Source organism: Pseudomonas simiae, from assembly GCF_900111895.1.
Lineage (GTDB): Bacteria > Pseudomonadota > Gammaproteobacteria > Pseudomonadales > Pseudomonadaceae > Aquipseudomonas > Aquipseudomonas simiae.
Window position 1 is genome coordinate 964,367 of the sequence record NZ_FOKB01000001.1, and the last position, 25,522, is coordinate 989,888.

Below are 25,522 nucleotides of genomic sequence, written 5' to 3' on the forward strand. Positions count from 1 at the left end.
CCTCGGGGCACACACAGTCTTCTCAATGGACAGTCTAGCTACCTGACGGTTGCCTGCTATTGACCAATGGTCGTGTCTGTCCAACTTCTTTGCTATATCCACGACCTTTGTAGGCACGAGCTTGCGCGTGAAACACGTCAACGGTAAGGCGGGCTATCTGGATTGACCCGGCACCCTCAGGTTTTTCGCGAGCAAGCCCGCGCCTACTTAAACGTGATTGGGCTATGATCAGGCCCCTTACCGGCAGTTGATCAAGAGAGTCGAAAATTGCGGTTACGGTCGAACCTTAAAACATCCTTGTTCCTCGCGTGTGCCCTGGGCCTTGCGGCGTGTTCCTCCACCCCGTCGAGACTGGCGGGCCTGCCGGAGCGTGTCGAGCTCACCGGCGTGCCGACTTTTCGCAGCGAGGCATATCAGGGCGGTCCAACGTCTTTAGCCAGCATGCTGTCGCAACAAGGCATTGTCATGACACCGGGGCTATTGGATAAACCGCTGCATTTGCCGGGCGGCGAAGCGGACCTGGAGCGCAACATGCAGGTGTTGGCGCGTGAGTACGGCCTGATGGTGTATCCGCTGGATGCCAAGCTGACGGCAGTGCTGGCCCAGGTGGCGGCGGGATATCCGGTGATGGCGCGGGTTGGCGGTGGGTTGTGGTCGGATGCGCACTATGTGGTCGTGGTGGGGTTCAACCAGCAAAAAAGCACAGTGTTGCTGCGATCGGGAATGGATCGGCGTCTGTTGATGAGCTTCAGCGACTTTGAGTCCAAATGGAAAAGCGCCGGCAGTTGGGCAATCCTCACCCAGCGCCCGAGCCAGTTGCCAGCCAATGTGGATGCACAACGGTGGCGGGACTCGGCGAATGCGACGGCTCAAGCCGGTCAGGAGCGGGCGGCGGCGCAGGCGCTGAAGGTGTTGGCGGAGAAAAAGTAACAGCCAGCCCCGAGGTGCCAATGTGTGCACCGGAACCTGTGGGAGCCGGGCTTGCCCGCGATGCAGGCACTGGGGTGGTTCAGTTACACCGCGGTGATGCTATCGCAGGCAAGCCAGCTCCCACACAAGCCAGCTCCTGCATTAAGGTGGCTGCGGTTAGCGGCGTACTTCGGCGGCGTTGGGACGATTCTTCAGGTTCTTGTCAGCCTTGTAGCGCAGCGCCACATCCGGCACCGAACCGCTCTTGCCGGTCTCGACCCAATTGCGGATACGGCTGGCATCGGCAAAGTGGGTGAATTTGCCGAAGGCGTCCAGGATTACCAAAGACACCGGGCGGTTGCCCATGTTGGTCACCAGCACCAGGCAGTGGCCGGCTTGGTTGGTGAAGCCGGTCTTGGTCAACTTGATGTCCCAGTTGGCGCGGTTGATCAGGTGGTCTGTGTTGGAGAAGCCCAGGGTGTAGTTGGGCTTGCGGAACGACACGGTCTTTTCCTTGGTGGTGCTCAACTGGCTCAGCAACGGGTAGTGACGCGCGGCGGCGAGCAGTTTGCTCAGGTCACGGGCAGTGGACACGTTGTGGATCGACAGGCCAGTGGGCTCGACGTAATGGGTGCTGGTCATGCCCAACGCCTTGGCTTTGGCATTCATCGCCGCGATAAATGCCGGGTAACCACCCGGATAGTGGTGCGCCAGGCTGGCGGCGGCACGGTTTTCCGAGGACATCAGCGCGATCAGCAGCATCTCTTTGCGCGGCATCTCGCTGCCGATCTTCACGCGGGAAAACACACCTTTCATTTCCGGCGTGTCCTTGATGTTGATGTCGATATATTCATCCATGTTCTGCTTGGCTTCCAATACCACCAGACCAGTCATCAACTTGCTCACCGAGGCGATGGGGACGACCACGTCCGGGTTGCTGGAATAGATGACCTTGTTGGTTTGCAGGTCCACCAGCATGGCGCTGCCGGAAGCGATTTGCAGTTTGGACGTGTCACGCGGGGCCTGGGTGGTTTCGGCGGCGTGCGCAAAGGTGCCTGTGAAAGCAAATAATAGGCTGACGAGAGAAAGACGAATTTTCACGCGGATGAACTCGCTAAAAAGTAAGGAAATACCGTTCGGGAACGGTTTTTTGATAAATGCCGTTACATTTTAGGAGTATGGATCAGAAACTGTCGAATGTTCTTCTAGAACCCGATGAAAGTTCTTAAAAACTAAGAAAAAACAGGATTTATTGCGGGCAATAAAAAGCCCTGCGATAAAGCAGGGCTTTTTCAGTACGGCTGGTTATTAAGCGTGCAGCGTCTCTGCGGCGTACAGAGTGTTTTCCAGCAGGCAAGCGCGCGTCATCGGGCCGACACCACCGGGTACCGGGGTGATCCAGCCAGCGCGGGGCAGGGCGGTGTCGTACACCACGTCGCCCACCAGCTTGCCGTCATCCTGGCGGTTGATGCCCACGTCGATGACGATCGCACCTTCCTTGATCCATTCACCTTTGACCAGTCCGGGCTTGCCGGCGGCAACCACGACCAGGTCGGCGCGGCCGACGTGGCCTGCCAGGTCTTTGGTAAAGCGGTGGGTGACGGTCACGGTGCAGCCGGCCAGCAACAGCTCCATTGCCATCGGGCGGCCGACGATGTTGGAGGCGCCGACCACTACTGCATCGAGGCCATACAGGTCGACACCGGTGCTTTCCAGCAGGGTCATGATGCCTTTTGGTGTGCACGGGCGCAGCAGCGGAATGCGCTGGGCCAGGCGGCCGACGTTATAAGGGTGGAAACCGTCGACGTCTTTGTCGGGCCGAATGCGCTCCAGTAATTTGGAGGCGTCCAAATGCTCGGGCAATGGCAGTTGCAGCAGGATGCCATCGATCTTCGGGTCGTCGTTGAGGCCGTCGATCAGGTCGGTAAGGGCCTGCTGGGTGGTCTCGGAAGGCAAGTCGTAGGCCTTGGAAATAAAGCCGACCTCTTCACAGTCTTTACGCTTGTGCGAGACATAAACCTGAGAGGCAGGATCGCTGCCGACCAGGATCACCGCGAGGCCCGGCGTGCGCAGACCTTGCTGGCTGCGCTCGGTGACTCGTTTGGCGATCTGCTGGCGCAGGCTGGCGGCGATTGATTTGCCGTCGATAAGTTGTGCAGTCATTACGCGTGATTAACCATCGAGAGGGGGAAGAAAAGTGCGCGCATTCTCGCATGCCAGGACGTTAGGGCAAAGGCGCTTGGTCTGCAAATTGCCCTAACCCCTTAAATAAAATGAATTTTTTTCAAAAAAGATTTGACGGGTTTCGAGGGCGTCTATACTATTCGTCGCACTTGTCGGGCACAGCCTAGCACTGGTTAAGAAGGTCGAGCAGAATAACGTGTTGTTCTGTAAGGCTGGAAGCACTTAGTTTGTAATCCTCCAAGAGTACAGATTAATAAGGCGCCCGTAGCTCAGCTGGATAGAGCATCCGCCTTCTAAGCGGATGGTCGCAGGTTCGAGTCCTGCCGGGTGCGCCATTAGGCAGCTTTGGCACAAGTAGCGCTATATGGTGGGCGTAGCTCAGTTGGTAGAGCACGGGATTGTGACTCCCGTTGTCGAGGGTTCGATCCCCTTCGTCCACCCCATATTTTAAAAGGCGCCAGATTAATCGTCTGGCGCCTTTGCTTTAAGAGCTTCAAGCGCGGATGTGGTGGAATTGGTAGACACACTGGATTTAGGTTCCAGCGCCGCGAGGCGTAAGAGTTCGAGTCTCTTCATCCGCACCAAATAAAGCCTGGCCCTGTCGAAACGCAGGGTAGGGCTCAACAAAGAAGTGGTTTGGTTTCTTTGTTAACGCAATATGGTGGGCGTAGCTCAGTTGGTAGAGCACGGGATTGTGACTCCCGTTGTCGAGGGTTCGATCCCCTTCGTCCACCCCATATTCGAAAGGCGCCAGATTTAACAGTCTGGCGCCTTTTTTGGTTTCAGCGGTTCGAAATATCCAGCGGCTGCAGGTAATGAGGCGCGACGGCAGGGCGTTTCGTCGTATTTATGTATCTCGATGATGCTGCGCTGCCTGCCAGCCCTGTTTGCGGGGTTGGCCGTCAGGGAGATGCATGACGACTTCTTCTATATATAGAAGGGGCGGCGCAGAGCCCTGGCGTGATGGGTTGTATTTGTCACCGGGGCGAGGTGCAGCAGTGCCTTCGTACCGATAAATTGCCGGCTGTTTTCGGGCGTATTTCCAGTAGGGTGACTTCTTGAGTTTGACCCACTAGAATGCATGCCCTTGATTGGGGTCGGAAATGGCCGGCTAACGTCTGTGCAACGAGGAATATCCATGCAAGTTTCTGTTGAAAATACTACTGCTATCGAGCGTCGCCTGAGCATCACCGTGCCGGCCGAGCGTATCGAGACTGCGGTCAACAAGCGTCTGCAGCAGACTGCCCAGAAGGCCAAGATCGCTGGTTTCCGTCCAGGCAAAGTGCCAATGAGCGAAATCAAGCGCCGCTTTGGTGCCGATGCGCGCCAGGAAGCTGTAGGTGACGTGATCCAGGCTTCTTTCTATGAAGCCGTTGTTGAGCACAAGCTGAACCCAGCGGGTTCGCCTTCGATCGAACCTAAGTCCCTGGAAGCTGGCAAGGACCTGGAATACGTTGCAACGTTCGAAGTGTTCCCTGAATTTGAAGTGGCCGGTTTCGACGGTATCGAAATCGAGCGTCTGAGCGCCGAAGTGGCTGATTCGGACCTGGACAACATGCTGGAAATCCTGCGCAAGCAGAATACCCGTTTTGAAGTGGCCGACCGTGCTGCCCAGAACGAAGACCAGCTGAACATCGATTTCGTTGGCAAGGTTGACGGCGAAGTATTCGCTGGCGGCTCGGCCAAGGGTACTCAGCTGGTGCTGGGTTCCAACCGCATGATCCCCGGTTTCGAAGACGGCCTGGTTGGCGCCAAGGCCGGCGAAGAGCGCGTTCTGAACCTGACGTTCCCTGCTGACTACCAGAACCTGGACCTGGCTGGCAAAGCCGCCGAGTTCACCGTGACCGTCAACAGCGTTTCCGAGCCTAAGCTGCCAGAGCTGAACGAAGAGTTCTTCGCTCAATTCGGCATCAAGGAAACCGGCATCGAAGGCTTCCGCACCGAAGTTCGCAAGAACATGGAGCGCGAGCTGCGTCAGGCCATCAAGTCCAAGGTCAAGAACCAGGTCATGGACGGTCTGCTGGCCGCCAACGCGATCGAAGTGCCTAAGGCTCTGCTGTCCAACGAAGTGGATCGCCTGCGCGTACAGGCTGTTCAGCAGTTTGGTGGCAACATCAAGCCTGATCAGCTGCCGGCTGAACTGTTCGAAGAGCAAGCCAAGCGCCGCGTCGTGCTGGGCCTGATCGTGGCTGAAGTGGTCAAGCAGTTCGACCTCAAGCCTGACGAAGACCGCGTTCGCGAAATGATCCAGGAAATGGCTTCGGCCTACCAGGAGCCTGAGCAGGTCGTGGCTTGGTACTACAAGAACGATCAGCAGCTGAACGAAGTGCGTTCGGTTGTGCTGGAAGAACAAGTTGTGGATACTGTTCTGCAGAAGGCTAAGGTGACCGATAAAGCGGTCTCTTACGAAGAAGCAGTCAAACCGGCGGAAGCAGCGCAAGCCGACTGATTGTCCAACTCGTTGGAAATTCAACCATAAGCCAGCCTCGCGCTGGCTTATGCGTTTTCAAGACATGACTATTTGGGAGTAACTGCAGAGCATGTTCCGTAATTCCTATATTCAGCAGAACTCTGATATCCAGGCCGCTGGCGGCCTGGTCCCGATGGTTGTCGAGCAGTCCGCTCGTGGCGAACGCGCCTACGACATCTACTCGCGCCTGCTTAAGGAGCGAGTGATCTTTCTGGTAGGCCCCGTAGAGGACTACATGGCCAACCTGATCTGTGCGCAGCTGCTGTTCCTTGAAGCGGAAAACCCGGACAAGGACATCCATCTCTACATCAACTCCCCAGGCGGTTCGGTGACCGCAGGCATGTCGATCTACGACACCATGCAGTTCATCAAGCCGAACGTGTCGACCACCTGCATTGGCCAAGCCTGCAGCATGGGCGCATTCCTGCTGACCGCCGGTGCCCAAGGCAAGCGTTTCTGCCTGCCTAACTCGCGCGTGATGATTCACCAGCCACTGGGCGGTTTCCAGGGCCAGGCGTCGGACATCGAAATCCATGCCAAGGAAATCCTGTTTATTCGTGAGCGTCTCAACACGCTGATGGCCAAGCACAGCGGGCGCACCCTGGAAGAAATCGAGCGCGATACCAACCGCGACAACTTCATGAGTGCCGAAGCCGCGCAAGCCTATGGCCTGATCGACGCAGTGATCAATCAGCGCCCCGCTTAATATAAGCCGCTCAAAATAGGGCTGGTCGGCATGTCCGACCACCGGCGGGCTTGAAAAAGCCCGCATAAGCCTTCATCTTGTGTTGCAAGCCTATCGGATTTGGATCGAACGAATGACTGACACCCGCAACGGCGAGGACAACGGCAAGCTGCTCTATTGCTCCTTCTGTGGCAAGAGCCAGCATGAAGTACGCAAATTGATTGCCGGCCCCTCGGTCTTTATCTGCGACGAGTGCGTCGACCTGTGCAATGACATCATCCGTGAGGAGGTGCAGGAAGCCCAGGCCGAAAGCAGCGCGCATAAATTGCCTTCGCCTAAAGAAATCAGCGGCATCCTTGATCAGTACGTGATTGGTCAAGAGCGTGCAAAGAAGGTTCTGGCCGTAGCGGTGTACAACCACTACAAGCGCTTGAACCAACGTGACAAGAAAGGCGACGAAGTTGAACTCGGCAAGAGCAACATCCTGCTGATCGGTCCTACAGGCTCGGGTAAGACCCTGCTTGCAGAAACCCTCGCTCGCCTGCTGAACGTTCCGTTCACGATCGCCGACGCCACCACCCTCACCGAGGCTGGCTACGTGGGCGAAGATGTCGAGAACATCATTCAGAAGTTGCTGCAGAAGTGCGACTACGACGTAGAGAAAGCCCAGATGGGTATTGTCTACATCGACGAAATCGACAAGATTTCGCGCAAGTCGGACAACCCGTCGATCACCCGGGACGTTTCCGGTGAAGGCGTGCAGCAGGCCCTGTTGAAACTGATCGAAGGCACGGTCGCTTCCGTACCACCACAAGGTGGTCGCAAGCACCCGCAGCAGGAATTCCTTCAGGTCGATACGCGCAACATCCTGTTTATCTGTGGTGGTGCGTTCTCCGGTCTGGAAAAAGTCATCCAGCAGCGTTCGACTCGCGGCGGCATCGGTTTCAGTGCCGAAGTCCGCAGCAAGGAAGAAGGCAAGAAGGTTGGCGAATCCCTGCGTGAGGTCGAGCCCGACGATCTGGTCAAGTTCGGTTTGATCCCGGAGTTCGTGGGTCGTCTGCCGGTCCTGGCCACGTTGGATGAGCTGGATGAGGCTGCTCTGATTCAGATCCTCACCGAGCCGAAAAACGCCTTGACCAAGCAATACGCCAAGCTGTTCGAGATGGAGGGTGTAGACCTTGAGTTCCGTACTGACGCTCTTAAATCGGTGGCCAAGCGGGCACTGGAGCGCAAGACCGGTGCACGTGGCCTGCGTTCGATTCTGGAAGGCGTGTTGCTCGACACCATGTACGAAATCCCCTCGCAGTCCGAGGTGAGTAAAGTGGTGATCGACGAAAGCGTCATAGAAGGTAAGTCCAAGCCACTGTATATCTACGAAAACAGTGAGCCGGCTGCCAAGGCTGCGCCCGACGCGTAAGCGTCTCGCAGTTTCGGTATAAACAAGGGGCCTTCAGGGGCCCCTTTGTTTTTACAACGTTTTTTGCCCCGAAGCGTTTACTGCGTTTAACTGCTGGCAATAAGCTTGTTTTTTTTGCATGCAGCCCCCATCTTGGCTTCAAGCTTATTTTTCATCTGTCATAGAGGCGAAATCATGAAGACCACCATCGAATTGCCTCTCCTGCCGTTGCGTGATGTCGTCGTCTATCCGCACATGGTTATCCCGCTGTTCGTGGGGCGCGAGAAGTCTATCGAAGCCCTCGAGGCCGCGATGACGGGCGACAAGCAGATCCTGCTGTTGGCCCAGAAGAATCCTGCTGATGATGATCCAGGCGAAGACGCCCTGTATCGCGTTGGTACCATTGCTACCGTGCTGCAATTGCTCAAGCTGCCTGATGGCACCGTCAAGGTGCTGGTGGAAGGTGAGCAGCGTGGTGCGGTTGAGCGCTTCATGGAGGTGGATGGCCACCTGCGCGCTGAAGTGGCGCTGATCGACGAAGTCGAGGCCCCTGAGCGCGAGTCAGAAGTGTTTGTACGCAGCCTGCTCTCGCAATTCGAGCAGTATGTGCAGTTGGGCAAGAAAGTCCCGGCTGAAGTCCTGTCGTCCCTCAACAGCATCGATGAGCCAAGCCGCCTGGTCGACACCATGGCGGCGCACATGGCGCTGAAAATCGAGCAGAAGCAAGACATTCTCGAAATCATTGATCTGTCGGCGCGTGTTGAGCACGTGCTGGCGCTGCTGGATGCCGAAATCGACCTGTTGCAGGTCGAGAAGCGCATCCGTGGTCGCGTGAAGAAACAAATGGAGCGCAGCCAGCGCGAGTACTACCTGAATGAGCAGATGAAGGCCATTCAGAAAGAGCTCGGCGACAGCGAGGAAGGCCACAACGAAATCGAAGAGCTGAAAAAGCGCATCGATGCCGCTGGCCTGCCGAAAGATGCCCTGGCCAAAGCCACTGCCGAGCTGAACAAGCTCAAGCAGATGTCGCCGATGTCGGCCGAAGCCACCGTGGTGCGCTCCTATATCGACTGGCTGGTGCAGGTGCCGTGGAAGGCCCAGACCAAGGTGCGTCTGGACCTGGCCCGGGCTGAAGACATTCTCGACGCCGACCATTATGGCCTCGAAGAAGTCAAAGAACGCATCCTCGAATACCTCGCCGTGCAAAAGCGCGTGAAGAAGATTCGTGGTCCGGTGCTGTGCCTGGTCGGGCCGCCTGGCGTGGGTAAAACCTCCTTGGCTGAGTCCATTGCCAACGCCACCAACCGTAAATTCGTGCGCATGGCCCTCGGCGGTGTGCGTGATGAAGCGGAAATCCGTGGTCATCGCCGGACTTACATCGGTTCGATGCCAGGAAGATTGATTCAAAAGATGACGAAAGTCGGCGTGCGCAATCCGCTGTTCCTGCTCGATGAAATCGACAAAATGGGCAGCGACATGCGTGGCGATCCGGCGTCGGCGTTGCTCGAAGTGCTCGACCCCGAGCAGAATCACAACTTCAACGACCATTACCTGGAGGTCGACTACGACCTGTCCGACGTAATGTTCCTGTGCACCTCCAACTCCATGAACATCCCGCCAGCGTTGCTGGACCGGATGGAAGTGATTCGTCTGCCGGGTTACACCGAAGACGAGAAGATCAACATCGCCGTCAAATACCTTGCGCCCAAGCAGATTTCGGCTAACGGCCTGAAGAAGGGCGAGATCGAGTTCGAAGTTGAGACGATCCGTGACATCGTGCGCTACTACACCCGCGAGGCCGGTGTACGGGGCCTGGAGCGCCAGATTGCGAAGATCTGCCGCAAGGCAGTCAAGGAGCATGCACTGGAAAAACGCTTCTCGGTGAAGGTGACGGCCGACTCCCTGGAACACTTCCTGGGCGTGAAGAAATTCCGCTACGGCCTGGCTGAGCAGCAGGATCAGGTAGGGCAGGTGACTGGCCTGGCGTGGACCCAGGTGGGCGGCGAATTGCTGACCATCGAAGCCGCGGTGATCCCTGGCAAAGGCCAACTGATCAAGACCGGTTCCCTGGGTGACGTGATGGTCGAATCCATCACCGCCGCGCAGACCGTGGTGCGCAGCCGCGCCAAGAGTCTGGGGATCCCCCTGGACTTCCACGAGAAGCACGACACCCACATCCACATGCCGGAAGGGGCGACCCCGAAAGACGGCCCTAGCGCTGGCGTAGGCATGTGCACGGCCCTGGTGTCGGCATTGACTGGCATTCCGGTGCGTGCCGATGTCGCCATGACCGGGGAAATCACCCTGCGCGGCCAGGTATTGGCCATCGGTGGTCTGAAAGAGAAATTGCTTGCCGCACACCGGGGTGGTATCAAGACGGTGATCATTCCTGAAGAGAATGTTCGCGACTTGAAGGAAATTCCTGACAATATCAAGCAGGATCTGCAGATTAAACCCGTTAAATGGATTGACGAGGTCCTGCAAATTGCGCTGCAATACGCGCCGGAGCCCTTGCCGGATGTGGCTCCGGAGATAGTTGCTAAGGACGAAAAACGCGAGTCTGATTCCAAGGAAAGAATTAGCACGCATTAATGTGTTAAAGCCTGGGAGCTTCCTTGACAGCATTTTAGAGCCCTTGTTATAAAGCGGCTCTTAAGTGTCTGTAGGCCATTCAGCACTGGTTTTTGCTTTCATCAAAAAACTTAGAATCATACTCAATAGATATATAAGGGGACTTAGAGTGAACAAGTCGGAACTGATTGATGCTATCGCTGCATCCGCTGATATCCCGAAAGCTGCTGCTGGCCGTGCGCTGGATGCAGTAATCGAATCCGTCACTGGCGCTCTGAAGGCCGGCGACTCCGTGGTACTGGTAGGCTTCGGTACTTTCTCTGTGACTGACCGTCCAGCTCGCACTGGCCGTAACCCACAGACTGGCAAAGCACTGCAAATCGCTGCTGCCAAGAAACCAGGTTTCAAAGCCGGTAAAGCCCTGAAAGAAGCTGTTAACTAAGCTTCGATCCAGCCTTACCTACCCGGGTCGAACGTAGGTTCAACCTGGGAGCGGAGCGGCAGCAGACCCATGTATGCATCGGGTCGCCAAGCCGGGGGGAGAACCAAAGCCCCCGTCCGCTCCGCCAGTTGCGAGAAGGCGCATCCTTGGATGCGCCTTTCTTATATCCGTACTCTACCCACGCTCCACGGTTGCCTATTATTGAAGTTCAACCGTTTCTGGGGGACGCATGCTGCAAAATATCAGGGACAATTCACAAGGCTGGATTGCCAAGACCATTATCGGGATCATCGTCGCATTGATGGCGTTCACCGGTATCGAGGCCATTTTCCAGGCTTCGGGTAACAGTAAGCAGGACGTGGCCAAGGTCAACGGTGAAGAAATCACCCAGACCGAGCTGAGCCAGGCCGTCGACATGCAACGTCGTCAGCTGATGCAACAGCTGGGCAAGGATTTCGATGCCTCCCTGCTGGACGAAAAACTGCTGCGCGAAGCGGCCCTCAAGGGGCTGATCGATCGCAAGCTATTGCTGCAAGGTGCTGCCGACTCCAAGTTTGGCTTCTCTGAAGCTGCACTGGACCAAGTGATCCTGCAGACGCCGGAATTCCAGGTGGACGGCAAGTTCAGCGCCGAACGCTTTGACCAGGTGATCCGTCAACTGGGCTACAGCCGTATGCAATTCCGTCAGATGCTGACCCAGGAAATGCTGATCGGCCAGGTTCGCGCAGGTATTGCCGGCAGCGGTTTCGTCACTGATTCCGAAGTGCTGGCATTCGCGCGTCTGGAAAAACAGACTCGCGACTTCGCCACCGTCAACATCAAGGCCAACCCTGCCGCGGTGAAACTCACCGACGACGAGGTCAAGGCTTACTACGACCAGCACGCCAAAGAATTCATGACCCCGGACCAGGTGGTCATCGACTACCTGGAACTGAAGAAGTCTTCCTTCTTCGACCAGGTCAGCGTGAAGGACGAAGAGCTGCAGGCGGCCTATCAGAAAGAAACCGCCAACCTCGCTGAACAGCGTCGTGCGGCGCACATCCTGATTGAAGTCAACGACAAGGTCACCGACGCGCAAGCCAAGGCGAAGATCGAAGAAATCCAGGCGCGCCTGGCCAAGGGTGAAAAATTCGAAGCCCTGGCCAAGGAGTTTTCCCAGGATCCTGGTTCGGCCAACACTGGCGGCGACCTCGGTTTTGCTGGCCCTGGCGTCTACGATCCAGACTTCGAAACCGCCTTGTACGCGTTGAACAAGGACCAGGTCTCGGCACCGGTACGCAGCACTTTCGGTTGGCACTTGATCAAGCTGTTGGGCGTTGAGGCACCGCAAGTGCCGACGTTCGCTAGCCTGAAAGACAAGCTGACCAAGGAGCTGAAGACCCAACAGGTTGAGCAGCGTTTTGTTGAAGCGACCAAGCAATTGGAAGATGCGGCGTTCGAAGCTTCCGACCTGGCCCAGCCGGCGTCCGACCTGAAACTGACCGTGCACACCTCCGCGCCGTTTGGCCGTGAAGGTGGCGAAGGTGTTGCGGCCAACCGTGCCGTGGTCACCGCTGCGTTCAGCCCGGAAGTGTTGGATGAAGGTGCCAACAGCACCGCCATCGAACTGGATCCGGAAACCATCATCGTACTGCGTGCCAAAGAGCACCTGAAACCTTCGCAACTGCCGCTGGAAAGCGTCAGTGCGGCGATTCGTACGCAGATGGCCAAGGAGCGCGCCAGCGCGGCTGCCAAGGCTCATGCTGACGAACTCATCGCCAGCCTGCGTGATGGCAAGACTCCACTGAACCAGCCGGTCGACGGCCAGGCATGGAAGGTCACTGAAGCGGCTACCCGTAGCCAGGAAGCGATCGATCCTGCCGTGCTGCAAGCCCTGTTCCGCATGCCCAAGCCTGCGGCCAAGGACAAGCCGACCTTCACCACGGTGACTCTGGCGGATGGTAGCCTGGTGATCGTGCGCTTGAACGGCGTCAATGAAGCCGCTGCCCCAACGGACGAAGAAAAGGCGCAATATCGCCGTTTCCTCGCCTCCCGTGTCGGTCAGCAGGACTTCGCGGCTTACCGCAAGCAGTTGGAAACCAAGGCTGACATCAAGAAGTTCTGATGGCGGTTTGAAAGAGAAGCCCCCGGCCTGAAAAGACCGGGGGTTTTTTTATGTGCGCTAGACTGCGCGTACGTTATCGCCGATCAGGGAGTTTCAAGCGTGTCTATTCATGGAAGAGAGGACTGGATAATCCGTCGCGCCAGCGCAGCGGACGCCCCGGCAGTGCTGCAAGTGTTTGACGAGGTGATTGCCTGGTTTGTAGGGATAGGGAATACCGTCCAATGGGGCACCGAGCCCTGGTCGGCATTGCCCCGGCGAGTGGCGCAAGTCACAGAAGCGTGTGCGATGCCGGATGCGTGGGTGGTCGAGGCTCCCGAGGGGCGGGTCCTGGCGGCACTTGTGCTGGGCGAACCCATGCCTTACGTGCCGCCAGCGTCCGGGCCGGAGGTCTATGTGCGATTGCTGATTGCCGCGCGTGATGCGCGTGCGCGTGGGTTGGGCCGGCATCTGTTGGCCTTCGCCGATGAGCGGGCCCACGCTGCCGGGGTGGGGCGCCTGCGCGTGGATTGCTACGCCGGCGGCACGGGTGACCTGGTGCGTTTTTATGAGGCTTGCGGGTATCAGCGTATTTCAACGTTCGATCTTGAAGGGTGGCCGGGCCAGTTGTTGGGGCGCTGTCTGTAACCCACCGGCCACAGCCAGTAGCATCAGCAATACAACGGCCCAGGCAAATGCGCAGGCCCCCCAGCCCTGAAGTAACACGCCACCTACCAGGCCGCCGCCTGCGATGCCCAGGTTCCAGACGGTCACCAGCATCGATTGCGCGGCATCGGCCGACTCGCCCGCCGATTGGGCCAGTGCCGTTTGCAGCAAGGCAGGTAACCCGCCGAACGCCAGGCCCCATAACGCCACGGCGACGTAGATGACCGCTGGCAGGTTGATCCAGAACGCCAGCGCCAAGGCGATCAGGCCAAACATCGTGCAACTGATCAGCAGCAGTACGCGCAGCCATCGATCAATCAGCACACCGGCCATCCAAATGCTCAACAACGCTGTAAGGCCGAACACCAGCAGCACCTGATCAATGTCGGCAGCAATCCCTGCCGGCACCAGCAGCGGTGCGATGTAGGTGTAGAGAATGTTGTGGGCCAGTACATAGGTGAAGGTCACCCACAGCACCGGACGAATCCCCGGCAAGGTCAGCACTTGATGCAATCCCAGGCGTTTTCCTGCCGGCTCGCCCGCAAAGTCCGGGAGTTGCCAGCGCGCCCATGCCAGTAGCACCAGTGTCAGTCCAGTCATGATCGCAAAGCTCAGGCGCCAGCCAACTGCGGCCCCGAGGAAGGTGCCTGCTGGTACACCCAACGACAGCGCCAGCGGTGCGCCAAGCATTGCCACCGCAATTGCCCGGCCTTGCAGGTGTGGCGCAACCATCCGGCTGGCATAACCGGCCAGCAGCGCCCACAGCAGTCCGGCCCATACACCGGCTAAAAAGCGCGCCACCAGGGTCAACCCGTAATGACTGGAAAGGGCGGTCACGCTGTTGACCAAGGCGAAGCCGCCAATGGCTAACAGCAACAAGGGGCGTCGTCGCCAGCCACGGGTCAGCAGCGTCAGTGGAATGGCTGCCAGCAGTGACCCCAGGGCATACACCGTGACCATTTGACCGACTAAAGCGGGTGATACGCCCAGCCCTTCGCCTATTTGCGGCAGGAGCCCGGCGGGCATGGCTTCGGTGAGGATGGTGATAAAACCGGCGCTGGCCAAGGCCAGTAAGCCGCTCAACGGCAAGGTGTCCCGCCGGTCTGTCACTGCGGGGTCGGTAAGGGAGGTCATCGCGCTCTATCCAAGCAAAAGGGTAAGCAGGCAGGGTAGGGGGCTGTGCTCAGCGGAAAAACAGGCTAAGGTTCCGGACTTATCGGACTTAAACGTCCGCAATCATCAAGGACCCTTCCATGGACAGTCTGGGCAGTCTTTCCGTATTCGTGCAGGTGGCGGAGACCCGTAGCTTCACCGCCGCCGGGCGGGTGCTGGGCGTCTCGTCGTCGGCCGTGGGCAAAAGCATCGCGCGGATGGAAGAGCGCCTGGGTGTGCGGTTGTTTCATCGCAGCACCCGCAGCATCACTTTGACCAGCGAAGGCGCGCTGTTCCTTGAGCGTTCGCGGCGCATCCTGGCCGAGGTCGAAGCTGCCGAGCAAGAACTGAGCGACGCCAGCGCAACCCCTCGGGGCAAGTTGCGTATCAGCGTGCCGCAAGTGCGCGGCTTGCTGATGCCGGTCCTCAGCGACTTCATGCGCGCCTACCCGGACATCGAGTTGGATGTGGATTTTTCCGACCGCATGGTGGATGTGATCGAAGAAGGGTTCGACGCGGTGATTCGTACCGGCAAGCCGGAAGATTCGCGGCTGATGGCCCGTCATCTGGGGCATTACCAGTTGGTGCTGGTGGGTACGCCGGGTTATTTTCGCGAATATGGCACCCCGCAACAGCCGCAGCACCTGAGCGACCATGCCTGCCTGCGCCACAAGTTCTGCGCGACCGGCAAGCTGGAGCCCTGGCCTTTGCGGCGAGCACCGGGCGCCCCCGAGTCCATCTTGCGTGGGCCGTTCGTCAGCACCACCATCGAGTCCCTCAACCATGTCGTGCACGAAGGCTTGGGCATTGCTTGCCTGCCGGACTATATGGTCAACCAGGCTGTCGCCGAAGGGCGTCTGCAGAGGGTGCTGGATGATTACCTGGAGCATCGCGGCAGTTTCTGGATGCTCTGGCCATCAAGTCGCCACGCCTCGGCCAAACTGCGCGTGTTTATTGATCATATGTGCGCAGGGCTGTTTCCTACAGGTGGCGTCGTGTAAGGCTGTGACGTTTTACCGACAGGAATGCGCGCGCCAAGGCAGCGTTCTGTTGCACAATACCGCCCGGACTGTTTTCCTCAGGATTTTCAATGTCGACATCATTTCACTTGCGTAGCCTCGGGCTGGCGCTGGTGCTGGCGGGCGCCGCGGGCTGCTCGTCACCCAAGACCGCCATTTATGAACATGAGAATTTCGACGACTCCGGTACGTTTTCCCGGGATTACCCCGTCACTGACGTCGCCGCGTGCGAAGCCGCGCGACGCGCCTTGCTGAGCCAGGGCTACATCATCACCAGCAGCGATCCGAAACTGGTGGTGGGTAACAAGAGCTTCCAGCAGACCGGCGAGACCCATCTGCAGATCAGCTTCAACGTGGTGTGTGCCGATGATGGCAAAGGCACCAACCATTCGACGATGTTCGCCAACGCCTTGCAGGATCGCTACGCGCTGAAGAAGGTCAACAACTCCGCGAGCCTGGGTGTGGGCGTGCTGGGCTCGGTGTCGATGCCGATCGGTTCCACCGATGACTCCATGGTGAAAGTAGCGAGCGAGACCGTGTCCGCGCCGAAGTTCTACGAGCGTTACTTTGCGCTGGTGGATGTGTTCCTACCGCAGGAAGTGAAGAAGGCCGAGCATATTCCCGAGCAGCCGAAAGCCGAGCTGGGGGTGCCGGAACCCAAGGCAGCTCCGGCTGCCGAGAAGGTTGAGCCGCCGAAGGAAGAGCCTGCGGTCTCCCAGCCTGTCGCTCCACCTGCCGAGTCCGCGCCAATTGCGCCGCAGGCAGAGCCCGCTCCAGCCACCAGCAACCCGGACCTGCCACCGCCGACAGAAGCGATTCCGCCCCTACCGGCGCCGTCGCAGTAACTTAGACCGCTACGGGGTTGGCCTTGTCGACGTTGATCCCGTAGCGGCTGATGGCTTCACTGACTTTCTCGCGTCCGATCACGCCGTCATCCGCCAAGGCCTTCAAGGCCGCCAGCACGATGAAATGCCGGTCCACTTCGAAGAACGCCCGCAGGGTTTCACGGGTATCCGATTGCCCGAAGCCGTCCGTGCCCAGCGCCACAAAGCGCCGGCCGGGTACGAAAGGTCGGATCTGATCGGCGAACAGCTTCATGTAGTCCGTCGCCACCACCACCGGCCCCGTTTCACCGGCCAGGCATTGCTCCACGTAGCTCACCCTTGGCTCGCTCTGCGGGTGCAGCAGGTTCCAGCGCTCCACTGTATGACCGTCACGGCGCAATTCGGTGAGGCTGGTTGTGCTCCACACATTACTGTGCACGCCGAAGTCCTCCTGCAGCAGCTCAGCCGCCGCGATCACTTCGCGCAGGATGGAGCCACTGCCCATCAATTGCACCTGGGCCTGCTGGCTGGTACTGAGCCGGTACATGCCCTTGAGAATCCCGTCTTCCACGCCTTCGGGCATCGCCGGGTGCGGGTAGTTTTCGTTGAGCAGAGTGATGTAGTAGTAAATGTCCTCTTGTTGCTCATACATCCGCCGCATGCCCTCGCGAATGATCACCGCCAACTCGTAGGCGAACGTCGGGTCGTACGACACGCAGCACGGGATCACCGACGACAGGATATGGCTGTGCCCATCGTCATGCTGCAAGCCTTCGCCCATCAACGTGGTGCGGCCGGCCGTGGCCCCCAGCAGGAAGCCGCGCGCGCGTGCATCGCCTGCTGCCCAGGCGAGGTCGCCGACCCGCTGGAAGCCGAACATCGAATAGAAGATATAGAACGGCACGGTCATCAGGCTGTGGTTGCTGTAGGACGTACTCGCCGCGATCCACGAGGAAATGGCGCCGGATTCATTCAGGCCTTCCTGCATGATCTGTCCGTCCTTGCTTTCCTTGTAGTAGCTCAATTGCCCCGCGTCCTGTGGAGTGTAGAGCTGGCCTACGGCGGAGTGGATGCCGATCTGACGGAACAGGCTTTCCATACCGAAGGTGCGCGACTCATCCGGTACGATGGGCACGATCAGTTTGCCCAGGTGCGGGTCCTTGAGCAGGGTGCCGAGGATGCGCACGAAGGCCATGGTGGTGGAAATCGCCCGTTCGCCGGTGTCCTTGAGCTGTGTGGCGAAGGCGGCCAGTTCGGGAATCTGCAAAGGCTCGACCGCACTGTGGCGCGCAGGTACGTAGCCGCCCAGGGCCTGGCGGCGTGCGGCGAAGTAGCGGGCTTCTTCGCTGTCGGCGGCGGGCTTGAGGTAGGGGATGTCGGCGAGCTGATCGTCCGCGACGTCCAGGTCAAAGCGATCTCGGAAAGCTCTTACCGCATCGGCGCCCATTTTCTTCAGTTGGTGATTGATGTTCTGGCCTTCGCCTGCTTCACCCATGCCAAAACCCTTGACGGTTTTCGCCAGGATCACGGTGGGCTGGCCGTTATGGCGCACGGCCGCCGCATAGGCGTTGTAAACCTTGTCCGGGTCATGCCCGCCCCGCGAGAGTTTCCAGATTTCGTCGTCGGACATGTCCGCAACCAGTGCGAGTAATTCCGGGTATTTGCCGAAAAAGTGTTCGCGCACATAGGCGCCGTTCTGCGACTTGTAGTTCTGATAGTCGCCGTCCACGCATTCCATCATGCGTTGGCGCAGCAGGCCGCTCTGGTCTTTGTCCAGCAGGGCGTCCCAGCCACTGCCCCAGATCACTTTGATCACGTTCCAGCCGGCAGCGCGGTACAGGCTTTCGAACTCCTGGATCACCTTGGCATTACCACGCACCGGGCCGTCCAGGCGTTGCAGGTTGCAGTTGACCACGAAGATCAGGTTGTCGAGTTTCTCGCGCCCGGCCAGGGAAATGGCGGCCAGGGATTCCGGCTGGTCCATTTCGCCATCACCGAGGAAGGCCCAGACCTTGCGCCCTTGGTGCTGTTTGAGGCCGCGCAATTCTAGGTAGCGCATAAAGCGCGCCTGATAAGCGGCGGTGATGGGGCCGAGGCCCATGGACACGGTAGGGAATTGCCAGAAGTCCGGCATCAGCCTTGGGTGTGGGTAGGAGGAAATACCGTCGCCACCGGCCTCGCGGCGGAAGTTGTCGAGTTGCGCTTCGCTGATGCGGCCTTCCAGGTAGGCGCGGCCATAAATGCCGGTGGAAGAGTGGCCTTGGATATACACCAGGTCGCCATCAAAGCTGTCGGTGCGGCCACGAAAGAAGTGATCGAAGCCTACGTCGTAAAGTACTGCGGCTGACGCATAGGTCGCGATGTGCCCACCGACCCCCGAGTGTTTGCCTGCACGCAACACCATCGCCATGGCGTTCCAGCGGATAAACGCGTTGGTACGCCGCTCGATAACGACGTTGCCGGGGTAGGGCAACTGACGGTCCACCGGGATTGTATTGACGTAGGGCGTGGTCACCCGCCCGTAGAAATCGCCATGCCGCGCCACGTCGAAATCCAGCAACTGATCGATCAGGTAGTGGGCGCGCGGGCGGCCTTCGGTGGACAGCACCGATTCGATGGACTCCAGCCACTCGCGGGTTTCCTGTGGATCGTCGTCGCGTCTGACTGCGTTGTTCGGGGTCATGTGAGGCTCCAGGGTAGGCGGATTTCAAGCGGCGTGCTCCTTGTGGGAGTGCCGGCAAATGTAATTGCAATTGCAACTACATGGCCGAATCTAGCGCGGGATGAGCTACTATTGCAACCTTCTTGAAATTGCCCGGATGGTGTTGCATGTCGTCGAAAGAGCCTGATGTCTGGTTTCGGTTTGTCAGGGCCCACAGGACGGTCATCCGCGAGATCGAGCGGCGCCTGGCAGAGGCGGACCTGCCGCCCTATGCCTGGTATGACGCGTTATGGGGCCTGGAAAGCGGCCCCGACGGTACTCGCCGCATGCACGAATTGGCTGATGTGCTGGCCATCGAGCGCTACAACCTCACGCGCTTGGTCGACCGCCTGGAAAAGGACGGCCTAGTGGTGCGCTCCCGCTCCGACGGCGACGGCCGTGCGGCATTTGCCTCGATCACCGGATCGGGCCGGGAGCTGCGTAAAAAGATGTGGAAGATCTACGAAAGCACGGTGGATGAGCTGTTCCTGTCACAGATCGAGCCTGAGCAGCGCCAGGCTTTCGCCGACGCGCTGGAGCGCACCGCCGGGCTGGCGATGGAGGCGGGCGCCCAGACCCGCAGCCGCCGCAAAGTCTGAAGGCCCTCGACAAAACCTTGTAGGCGCCGGCAAGCCCGCGCCTACAGTCCATTGCATTCCAATGCATAGCGATTCATCGCTGCCTCCACTTGCAGTGCATCGATGCACCCTTCATCCGCCAACGCCCTGAGCGCAGCCACCACAATCCAATACCGACTCGGCGCCGACGCCTGCACCGAGCCCGCGCCCAACGCTACGAACCGCGCATCCACGTGTGCCCCTAACTGGTCGACAATCGCTTGCGGATAGCCGGTCACCGCAATCACCGGTGCTGCACTTCCGGCCAGACAATTGCGCAAATGACAGCTGCGCTTGGGCACTCCGGGGTGCAGGCGATTCCAGCGTTCAACCGCAGCAGCCTCGCGGGCCAGTCGTGTGTAGCTGGGGCAGCTCCACAGTTGCGCGGTGATGTTCCAGTCCTGTGCCAATAAGCGCTTGGCCTGCACCACCTCTGCAAGCGCCCGGCCTGCGCCGAGCAATCGCACATCCCCCCGCGTGTCCTGCTGCAGCGGGTACATGCCCTCGAGCACGGCTTCACGGTCCTGCTCGCTCAGGGGCGTTGCGCCTTCATGATCATGCAGGGCCAGGTAATAGAACCCGGGCTTGCCGTCGACGTACAGGCTACGCAACGCCGCCAGCACAATCGCACGGGCCTCTTCGCCCGAGGCCGGGTCATACGGCGTACAACACGGGTGGGTGGCCAGCCACAACGGTAAGGAAGGTTGCGCACCCTTGGGCCAGCGGGAGGGCTGGTTTTCAATGTCGTTGCACAGAATGCCGCGCTGTTGGGTGACGTCCGACAGCGCACTCAGTTGCGCGGACGATTGCGCACTGTGCAGGTACAGCAAAGGTTTTTCGGTGGTATTACGGGCGAACCAGCCAGGCCAGTTACCCATGCGCCGGGAGCTTGACTGGCCGCGGATCACCCAGGCCTGGCGGCTGAGTTCAAGGGTATTGGCCATGTTGATGACGGTGTACAGCGGTGAGTGGCGGGTGGGGGCGGCTGTGCTCAAGGCGTTGATGCAGAGCTGCGCGGCGTGTGCGGTAGCGGCGGTCATGGAGAGGATCACCTGGCGACGAATGTCATTACCTTAACGGAAACTTACATATGATTGCAATTGCAATGATTGCAATAGTTCCTCTAAGGCCAAGTGCTAAATCCATATGGCGCTGCTACGTTTAATCCTTGAGTGCAGGAACGTCATGACGTCGACATTTTTTCGTCATCACGGCACTTTAGGCTGGTGATGCAGGTCATTTATCTGCAGCCACTCTTAACTCAAAAAGGAGTCCACCATGGACGATTACCAGGAAGAACTGCTCGAGTACCACGCGATTGAGTTGGACCCGCTGGAACCGGCTGACGATGCCACTGAGCTGTAAGACCGACTTCAGGCGGAATGCCGCTGACTGCGGCGAAATTCCCCTGGGGTCTGGTTGTTCCACCGCCTGAAGGCCCGTTGAAACGCCTGGGCCGAGGCAAAACCGAGCAAGTAGGCGATCTCGCCGAATGCCAGTTCCGTATCGCGAATGTAGGTCATGGCCAGGTCGCGGCGGGTGTCGTTGAGAATCGCGCGGAACTGAGTGCCTTCGTCGGCCAGTTTGCGGCGCAGCGTCCAGGTGGGCAGCTTCAAGCGTGCCGCCACTTCTTCCAGGTCGGGTTCCCGGCCGCCATTGAGCATAGGCCCGAGCAACCGGGTAATGCGCTCGCGCAGGCTGCGGGTGCGCGTCAATTGCTCCAACTCTCGCTCACAAAGTTGTAACAACAGGTTCCAGGTACTCGGGCAGTGCTGCGGGTTGCGCAAAGCCAGGGTCTGCTGGTTGAGGCGCAACTGGTTGGCCTCGGCACCGAAGTGGACGTCGCCCAGCACGCTGTATTGATCGCTGTACTCCGGTGCTTCAAATTCGATGTCGATGCGCTGCGCCTCCACCGGTTGCTGGGCCAGGCTCGACAACTGGTGCAGCCAGCCGGCGATGATCGAGTCCACCACAAAGCGGTTGTAGGCGTTGTAGGGGCTGATGGAATAGAAGCGCAGCCAGGCGCCTTCGGCATCTTCGACAAAGCTCGACTGCCCGCGATAATTGGAGCCGTACAGCGCTTCGAAGCGGGTGAGCGCGCGCGCAGCTTCGCGCACGTTGGGGGCTTGAGCGGCGGTCACGCCCGCCAACCCGCCTTGGCTCAAGCGGCTGAGCTGGCCCATGCGCAGACCCAGGCCCGGGTCGCCGGTGAGTTGGATAGCGGCATGGCCAAGACGCATGTAGCGCGGGATCGACAATCGTGCACCGGCCTCGGCCAGGCGCGCCGGGTCGAGGCCGTATTGCAGCAGCAGTGGCTGCGGGTCCAGGCCGTGGCTGTGGATGGCGTCGGCCAGGGCGTGCACGAAGCCCACCGACAAATCCCCCAGCCGTACGGGCTTCACAGCCAGATATTCAACAAGCGCGCGCCACGGGCTTCGCCATCGGCGCTGACTTGCCCGTTGCTGCTGAGAAAGCTGTGCCCGGCAGTGCCCAGGTCCCAGAACTGGCCGCGCAGGAACACGCTCATGCCGGCGCTGGCCTGGCTGATGGGGGGCTGGCTGATCAATGTAAGACGGCGCCAAGCCTCGCCCTCGCTGAGTTCTTCGGGCTTGAGGCTGATTTCTGTCGGGGTGGACACGCTTTTGAATCCACGCCAAGGACGGTCCCAGGTATCACGGCCAAGCACGAAGGCCGGTACCGCGATCAATTGCGCGCCTTGTTCGTTGAGTTTGCGGTAGTTGTCCGGGTACCAGCTGTCGCTGCCTACCAGTACACCCAGTCGACCAGCCGGCGTGTCGACCACGCTGACGACGTTTTCATCACCGGGCTCGATAAAACCGCGTTCATCGTAGATCGGGTAGAGCTGGCGCTGCGGATCGCCGATCGGCAAGCCATCGGCGGCAAACACCACGCTGGCGTTATACAAGGCACCATGGCCGACGTGCAGCTGGCCTTGGCTGACACTTGGGTTGGGCAGGGTGATGGAGCCCGCCACCAGCGTGACGCCGAACTCCTTGGCGAGGCCACCGAACAGCACTTGGTAATCCCGTGCCATGCCGTCGGCTTTCATGCGCAGGTAGGCATCGTCGGTGCGGTTGTCGCCAGTGGCGCTGATCCAGGCGCGGGCGAACAGCAGCGGATTGCTCACCGACAGCCAGTTCATCGCATCTTTAGCGTGGAGAGCCTGGTACACCTCGTTCTTTTCGCCGGTCAGCATCAGCCAGGTACCGATGTGCTCAGGTAGCACCACGATGGTCTTGTCGTTGATCAGCCCCTGGTCGCGGGCGTTTTGCAGGTAGGCCGCAAGCTTCAGGTGCAGGCGTTCCAGGCTCTGGTAGTCGGCGGGGAACAGCTCTGGCTGGATGCCCAGCAAATTGCCACGGTCGGCAGGCAGGCCTTCGTTGACGGCAAGGGTAATACGCAGGTCCGACAGGTAATGCGCCACGGGGCGCTCCTGGGTCCAGACCAGATACGCGGCGACGGCGGCAACCAGGGCCATGGTGACGGTAAAAGCTAGAAGTTTACGCATGGGGGAACAGACAACAGACCGGGTGCAGGGTTCGCCGACTAGGGTAGGGCCCATGGGCCGGCTTGCCAAGGGGGGCTGTGCATTTGGATCAATAACTTGTCAGTTTCAGTCATTGAGCCGTTGTCCACCGCCTCTTAGTCTGTGGGACATAAACCGATGGCAGGCCATTCGAGCCTTCCACGTCCCGTGATGATCCGTTGTGGAGCTTGACCATGACCGCTGTTGCCTACCCGCACCTGCTGGCCCCGTTGGACCTGGGTTTTACCACCTTGCGCAACCGTACCCTGATGGGGTCGATGCACACCGGCCTGGAAGAAAAGCCCGGCGGTTTCGAGCGCATGGCGGCCTACTTTGCCGAGCGCGCCCTGGGCGGCGTCGGCCTGATGGTCACCGGCGGCATCGGCCCGAATGACGAGGGCGGTGTGTATGCCGGTGCGGCCAAGCTGACCACCGACGAAGAAGCACAAAAGCACAAGATCGTGACCAAGGCCGTGCACGAAGCGGGCGGCAAGATTTGCATGCAGATCCTCCACGCCGGCCGGTATGCCTACAGCCCCAAGCAGGTTGCGCCCAGTGCGATCCAGGCGCCGATCAACCCGTTCAAACCCAAGGAGCTGGACGAAGAGGGCATCGAAAAGCAGATCCAGGATTTCGTCACCTGCTCGTTGCTGGCCCAGGTCGCCGAGTACGACGGCGTGGAAATCATGGGGTCCGAAGGCTACTTCATTAACCAATTCCTGGCAGCTCACACCAATCATCGCACCGACCGCTGGGGCGGCAGCTACGAAAACCGTATGCGCCTGGCCGTAGAAATCGTGCGCCGTGTGCGTGAAGCCGTGGGCCCGAACTTCATCATTATCTTCCGTCTGTCGATGCTCGACCTGGTGGAAGGCGGCAGCACCTGGGAAGAAATCGTGCAACTGGCCAAGGCCATCGAGGGCGCCGGTGCGACCCTTATCAACACCGGGATTGGCTGGCACGAAGCACGCATCCCGACTATCGCCACCAAGGTGCCCCGTGGTGCGTTCAGCAAAGTCACCGCCAAGTTGCGCGGTGCGGTGCAGATTCCGCTGATCACCACAAACCGTATCAACACCCCGGAGATCGCCGAGCAGATCCTCGCTGAGGGCGATGCCGATATGGTGTCCATGGCTCGCCCATTCCTGGCCGATCCGGACTTCGTCAACAAGGCCGCCGCCGGGCGCGCCGATGAGATCAACACCTGCATCGGCTGCAACCAGGCCTGTCTGGACCACACCTTCGGCGGCAAGTTGACGACCTGCCTGGTCAACCCTCGAGCGTGCTACGAGACTGAACTCAATTACCTGCCCGTCAAACAGATCAAGAAGATTGCCGTGGTGGGTGCCGGCCCTGCGGGCTTGGCGGCGGCCACTGTGGCGGCAGAGCGCGGACATCAAGTGACCCTGTTCGATTCCGCCAGTGAAATCGGGGGCCAGTTCAACATTGCCAAACGTGTACCGGGCAAAGAAGAGTTCTTCGAAACCCTGCGCTACTTCAAGCGCAAATTGCAGACCACTCACGTCGAGCTGTGCCTCAACACCCGCGTTGATGTGGCGCAACTGACAGCAGGCGGTTACGACGAGATCATCCTGGCCACCGGTATCGCACCGCGTACCCCGGCGATTCCAGGCGTCGACAACGCCAAGGTGCTGAGCTACCTGGATGTGATCCTCGAACGCAAGCCCGTGGGCAAGCGCGTCGCGGTGATCGGCGCGGGCGGTATCGGTTTCGACGTGTCGGAATTCCTTGTGCACCAGGGCGTGTCCACAAGCCTGGACCGCGAAGCGTTCTGGAAGGAGTGGGGCATCGACACCCAACTGCAAGCCCGTGGCGGCGTGGCGGGGATCAAAGCCCAGGTGCATGCTCCGGCGCGTGAGGTGTTCCTGCTGCAACGCAAGACCTCCAAGGTCGGTGACGGCCTGGGCAAGACCACCGGTTGGATCCACCGCACCGGTTTGAAGAACAAACAGGTGCAGATGCTCAACAGCGTCGAGTACCTGAAGATCGACGATGAAGGCCTGCACATCCGCATCGGTGCCGAGGGCGAGCCTCAGGTGCTGGCGGTGGACAACATCGTCATCTGCGCCGGCCAAGACCCACTGCGCGAATTGCAGGACGGCCTGGTGGCGGCCGGCCAGAACGTGCACCTGATTGGCGGCGCCGACGTGGCGTCCGAACTGGACGCCAAGCGCGCCATAAACCAGGGCTCGCGACTCGCGGCCGAGCTGTAAGATCCGAAGCGGGGCGGTGTTAGAC

19 protein-coding genes and 4 tRNA genes are annotated in these 25,522 nt (G+C 59.5%); 16 read left to right on the plus strand and 7 right to left on the minus strand.

Annotated features, from left to right (window positions below; translation table 11 throughout):
- Positions 1-267 precede the first annotated feature (267 nt).
- On the plus strand, positions 268-930 hold the full coding sequence (locus BMZ57_RS04645; protein WP_031291166.1) for a C39 family peptidase: 663 nt from the start codon (positions 268-270) through the stop codon (positions 928-930).
- 156 nt (positions 931-1,086) lie between these two features.
- Here BMZ57_RS04645 and pbpG read toward each other — a convergent pair whose 3' ends face one another.
- Both pbpG and folD read right to left on the minus strand, forming a co-directional pair.
- Positions 1,087-2,010, minus strand: a complete 924-nt coding sequence (pbpG, locus tag BMZ57_RS04650; RefSeq protein ID WP_010209408.1) for a D-alanyl-D-alanine endopeptidase — start codon at positions 2,008-2,010, stop codon at positions 1,087-1,089.
- Between the two features lie 207 nt (positions 2,011-2,217).
- Entirely contained in the window at positions 2,218-3,072 is an 855-nt protein-coding gene (folD, locus tag BMZ57_RS04655) for a bifunctional methylenetetrahydrofolate dehydrogenase/methenyltetrahydrofolate cyclohydrolase FolD (protein WP_010209410.1), read from the minus strand.
- A gap of 279 nt (positions 3,073-3,351) precedes the next feature.
- Between folD and BMZ57_RS04660 the strand changes: the two genes are divergently transcribed.
- The 11 genes from BMZ57_RS04660 to BMZ57_RS04710 all read left to right on the plus strand — a co-directional run bounded on the left by BMZ57_RS04660 (position 3,352) and on the right by BMZ57_RS04710 (position 13,385).
- A tRNA-Arg gene (locus BMZ57_RS04660) sits at positions 3,352-3,428 on the plus strand.
- Between the two features lie 32 nt (positions 3,429-3,460).
- Positions 3,461-3,536, plus strand: a tRNA-His gene (locus tag BMZ57_RS04665).
- Positions 3,537-3,592: 56 nt separating this feature from the next.
- Positions 3,593-3,677: transfer RNA gene (locus BMZ57_RS04670), tRNA-Leu, on the plus strand.
- Between the two features lie 77 nt (positions 3,678-3,754).
- Positions 3,755-3,830, plus strand: a tRNA-His gene (locus BMZ57_RS04675).
- 401 nt (positions 3,831-4,231) lie between these two features.
- Positions 4,232-5,542, plus strand: coding sequence for a trigger factor (gene tig, locus BMZ57_RS04680; protein WP_010209411.1), 1,311 nt, complete (start codon positions 4,232-4,234; stop codon positions 5,540-5,542).
- A 91-nt stretch (positions 5,543-5,633) separates the two neighbouring features.
- The gene (gene clpP / locus BMZ57_RS04685; RefSeq protein ID WP_021492827.1) at positions 5,634-6,269 is read left to right on the plus strand and encodes an ATP-dependent Clp endopeptidase proteolytic subunit ClpP; all 636 of its coding nucleotides are present in this window, start codon (positions 5,634-5,636) and stop codon (positions 6,267-6,269) included.
- A gap of 112 nt (positions 6,270-6,381) precedes the next feature.
- Positions 6,382-7,665 carry an ATP-dependent Clp protease ATP-binding subunit ClpX gene (gene clpX / locus BMZ57_RS04690; RefSeq protein ID WP_010209414.1) on the plus strand — a complete coding sequence of 428 codons (1,284 nt, stop codon included), beginning with the start codon at positions 6,382-6,384 and terminating at the stop codon, positions 7,663-7,665.
- A 174-nt stretch (positions 7,666-7,839) separates the two neighbouring features.
- Complete coding sequence (gene lon / locus BMZ57_RS04695; RefSeq protein ID WP_010209415.1) at positions 7,840-10,236, plus strand: endopeptidase La; 2,397 nt, start codon at positions 7,840-7,842, stop codon at positions 10,234-10,236.
- 148 nt (positions 10,237-10,384) lie between these two features.
- Positions 10,385-10,657 carry an HU family DNA-binding protein gene (locus tag BMZ57_RS04700; protein WP_003174819.1) on the plus strand — a complete coding sequence of 91 codons (273 nt, stop codon included), beginning with the start codon at positions 10,385-10,387 and terminating at the stop codon, positions 10,655-10,657.
- A 229-nt stretch (positions 10,658-10,886) separates the two neighbouring features.
- Positions 10,887-12,761, plus strand: a complete 1,875-nt coding sequence (locus BMZ57_RS04705; protein WP_042572097.1) for a SurA N-terminal domain-containing protein — start codon at positions 10,887-10,889, stop codon at positions 12,759-12,761.
- A 99-nt stretch (positions 12,762-12,860) separates the two neighbouring features.
- The gene (locus BMZ57_RS04710; RefSeq protein ID WP_074900423.1) at positions 12,861-13,385 is read left to right on the plus strand and encodes a GNAT family N-acetyltransferase; all 525 of its coding nucleotides are present in this window, start codon (positions 12,861-12,863) and stop codon (positions 13,383-13,385) included.
- On the opposite strand, the gene BMZ57_RS04715 is transcribed toward BMZ57_RS04710, so the two are convergent.
- The gene (locus BMZ57_RS04715; RefSeq protein WP_021492825.1) at positions 13,332-14,537 is read right to left on the minus strand and encodes an MFS transporter; all 1,206 of its coding nucleotides are present in this window, start codon (positions 14,535-14,537) and stop codon (positions 13,332-13,334) included. The genes BMZ57_RS04710 and BMZ57_RS04715 overlap by 54 nt on opposite strands.
- Positions 14,538-14,656: 119 nt before the next feature.
- Here BMZ57_RS04715 and BMZ57_RS04720 point away from each other — a divergent pair, with 119 nt between their 5' ends.
- Together BMZ57_RS04720 and BMZ57_RS04725 are read left to right on the plus strand one after the other, a co-directional pair.
- Entirely contained in the window at positions 14,657-15,556 is a 900-nt protein-coding gene (locus BMZ57_RS04720; protein ID WP_010209419.1) for a LysR family transcriptional regulator, read from the plus strand.
- 89 nt (positions 15,557-15,645) lie between these two features.
- Positions 15,646-16,419: a DUF2242 domain-containing protein gene (locus BMZ57_RS04725; RefSeq protein WP_010209420.1), complete on the plus strand. Its 774-nt coding sequence runs from the start codon at positions 15,646-15,648 to the stop codon at positions 16,417-16,419.
- Position 16,420: 1 nt separating this feature from the next.
- Here BMZ57_RS04725 and aceE read toward each other — a convergent pair whose 3' ends face one another.
- Positions 16,421-19,081 (minus strand): pyruvate dehydrogenase (acetyl-transferring), homodimeric type, encoded by a 2,661-nt coding sequence (gene aceE, locus BMZ57_RS04730; protein WP_069672524.1) that lies wholly within the window; start codon positions 19,079-19,081, stop codon positions 16,421-16,423.
- Between the two features lie 146 nt (positions 19,082-19,227).
- Between aceE and BMZ57_RS04735 the strand changes: the two genes are divergently transcribed.
- The gene (locus BMZ57_RS04735) at positions 19,228-19,698 is read left to right on the plus strand and encodes a MarR family winged helix-turn-helix transcriptional regulator (RefSeq protein WP_010209424.1); all 471 of its coding nucleotides are present in this window, start codon (positions 19,228-19,230) and stop codon (positions 19,696-19,698) included.
- 41 nt (positions 19,699-19,739) lie between these two features.
- Here BMZ57_RS04735 and BMZ57_RS04740 read toward each other — a convergent pair whose 3' ends face one another.
- The 3 genes from BMZ57_RS04740 to BMZ57_RS04750 all read right to left on the minus strand — a co-directional run bounded on the left by BMZ57_RS04740 (position 19,740) and on the right by BMZ57_RS04750 (position 23,245).
- Positions 19,740-20,756, minus strand: a complete 1,017-nt coding sequence (locus BMZ57_RS04740; RefSeq protein ID WP_010209425.1) for a transketolase-like TK C-terminal-containing protein — start codon at positions 20,754-20,756, stop codon at positions 19,740-19,742.
- A 333-nt stretch (positions 20,757-21,089) separates the two neighbouring features.
- A complete protein-coding gene (locus BMZ57_RS04745; protein ID WP_042572100.1) occupies positions 21,090-22,118 on the minus strand; it encodes an AraC family transcriptional regulator in 1,029 nt (342 codons plus the stop codon).
- Positions 22,115-23,245, minus strand: coding sequence for a carbon-nitrogen hydrolase family protein (locus tag BMZ57_RS04750; RefSeq protein WP_021492821.1), 1,131 nt, complete (start codon positions 23,243-23,245; stop codon positions 22,115-22,117). Before BMZ57_RS04750 ends, BMZ57_RS04745 begins: the two co-directional genes overlap by 4 nt.
- Positions 23,246-23,457: 212 nt before the next feature.
- Between BMZ57_RS04750 and BMZ57_RS04755 the strand changes: the two genes are divergently transcribed.
- Positions 23,458-25,497, plus strand: coding sequence for an NADPH-dependent 2,4-dienoyl-CoA reductase (locus BMZ57_RS04755; protein WP_069672525.1), 2,040 nt, complete (start codon positions 23,458-23,460; stop codon positions 25,495-25,497).
- Positions 25,498-25,522 lie beyond the last annotated feature (25 nt).

Coding starts and splice junctions, on each gene's coding strand:
- folD (WP_010209410.1), bottom strand. CDS start 3,072: ATGACTGCACAACTTATCGACGGCAAATCAATCGCCGCCAGCCTGCGC.
- BMZ57_RS04725 (WP_010209420.1), top strand. CDS start 15,646: ATGTCGACATCATTTCACTTGCGTAGCCTCGGGCTGGCGCTGGTGCTG.
- BMZ57_RS04705 (WP_042572097.1), top strand. CDS start 10,887: ATGCTGCAAAATATCAGGGACAATTCACAAGGCTGGATTGCCAAGACC.
- BMZ57_RS04755 (WP_069672525.1), top strand. CDS start 23,458: ATGACCGCTGTTGCCTACCCGCACCTGCTGGCCCCGTTGGACCTGGGT.
- lon (WP_010209415.1), top strand. CDS start 7,840: ATGAAGACCACCATCGAATTGCCTCTCCTGCCGTTGCGTGATGTCGTC.
- clpX (WP_010209414.1), top strand. CDS start 6,382: ATGACTGACACCCGCAACGGCGAGGACAACGGCAAGCTGCTCTATTGC.
- BMZ57_RS04720 (WP_010209419.1), top strand. CDS start 14,657: ATGGACAGTCTGGGCAGTCTTTCCGTATTCGTGCAGGTGGCGGAGACC.
- BMZ57_RS04735 (WP_010209424.1), top strand. CDS start 19,228: ATGTCGTCGAAAGAGCCTGATGTCTGGTTTCGGTTTGTCAGGGCCCAC.
- clpP (WP_021492827.1), top strand. CDS start 5,634: ATGTTCCGTAATTCCTATATTCAGCAGAACTCTGATATCCAGGCCGCT.
- tig (WP_010209411.1), top strand. CDS start 4,232: ATGCAAGTTTCTGTTGAAAATACTACTGCTATCGAGCGTCGCCTGAGC.
- BMZ57_RS04750 (WP_021492821.1), bottom strand. CDS start 23,245: ATGCGTAAACTTCTAGCTTTTACCGTCACCATGGCCCTGGTTGCCGCC.
- BMZ57_RS04715 (WP_021492825.1), bottom strand. CDS start 14,537: ATGACCTCCCTTACCGACCCCGCAGTGACAGACCGGCGGGACACCTTG.
- BMZ57_RS04740 (WP_010209425.1), bottom strand. CDS start 20,756: ATGACCGCCGCTACCGCACACGCCGCGCAGCTCTGCATCAACGCCTTG.
- aceE (WP_069672524.1), bottom strand. CDS start 19,081: ATGACCCCGAACAACGCAGTCAGACGCGACGACGATCCACAGGAAACC.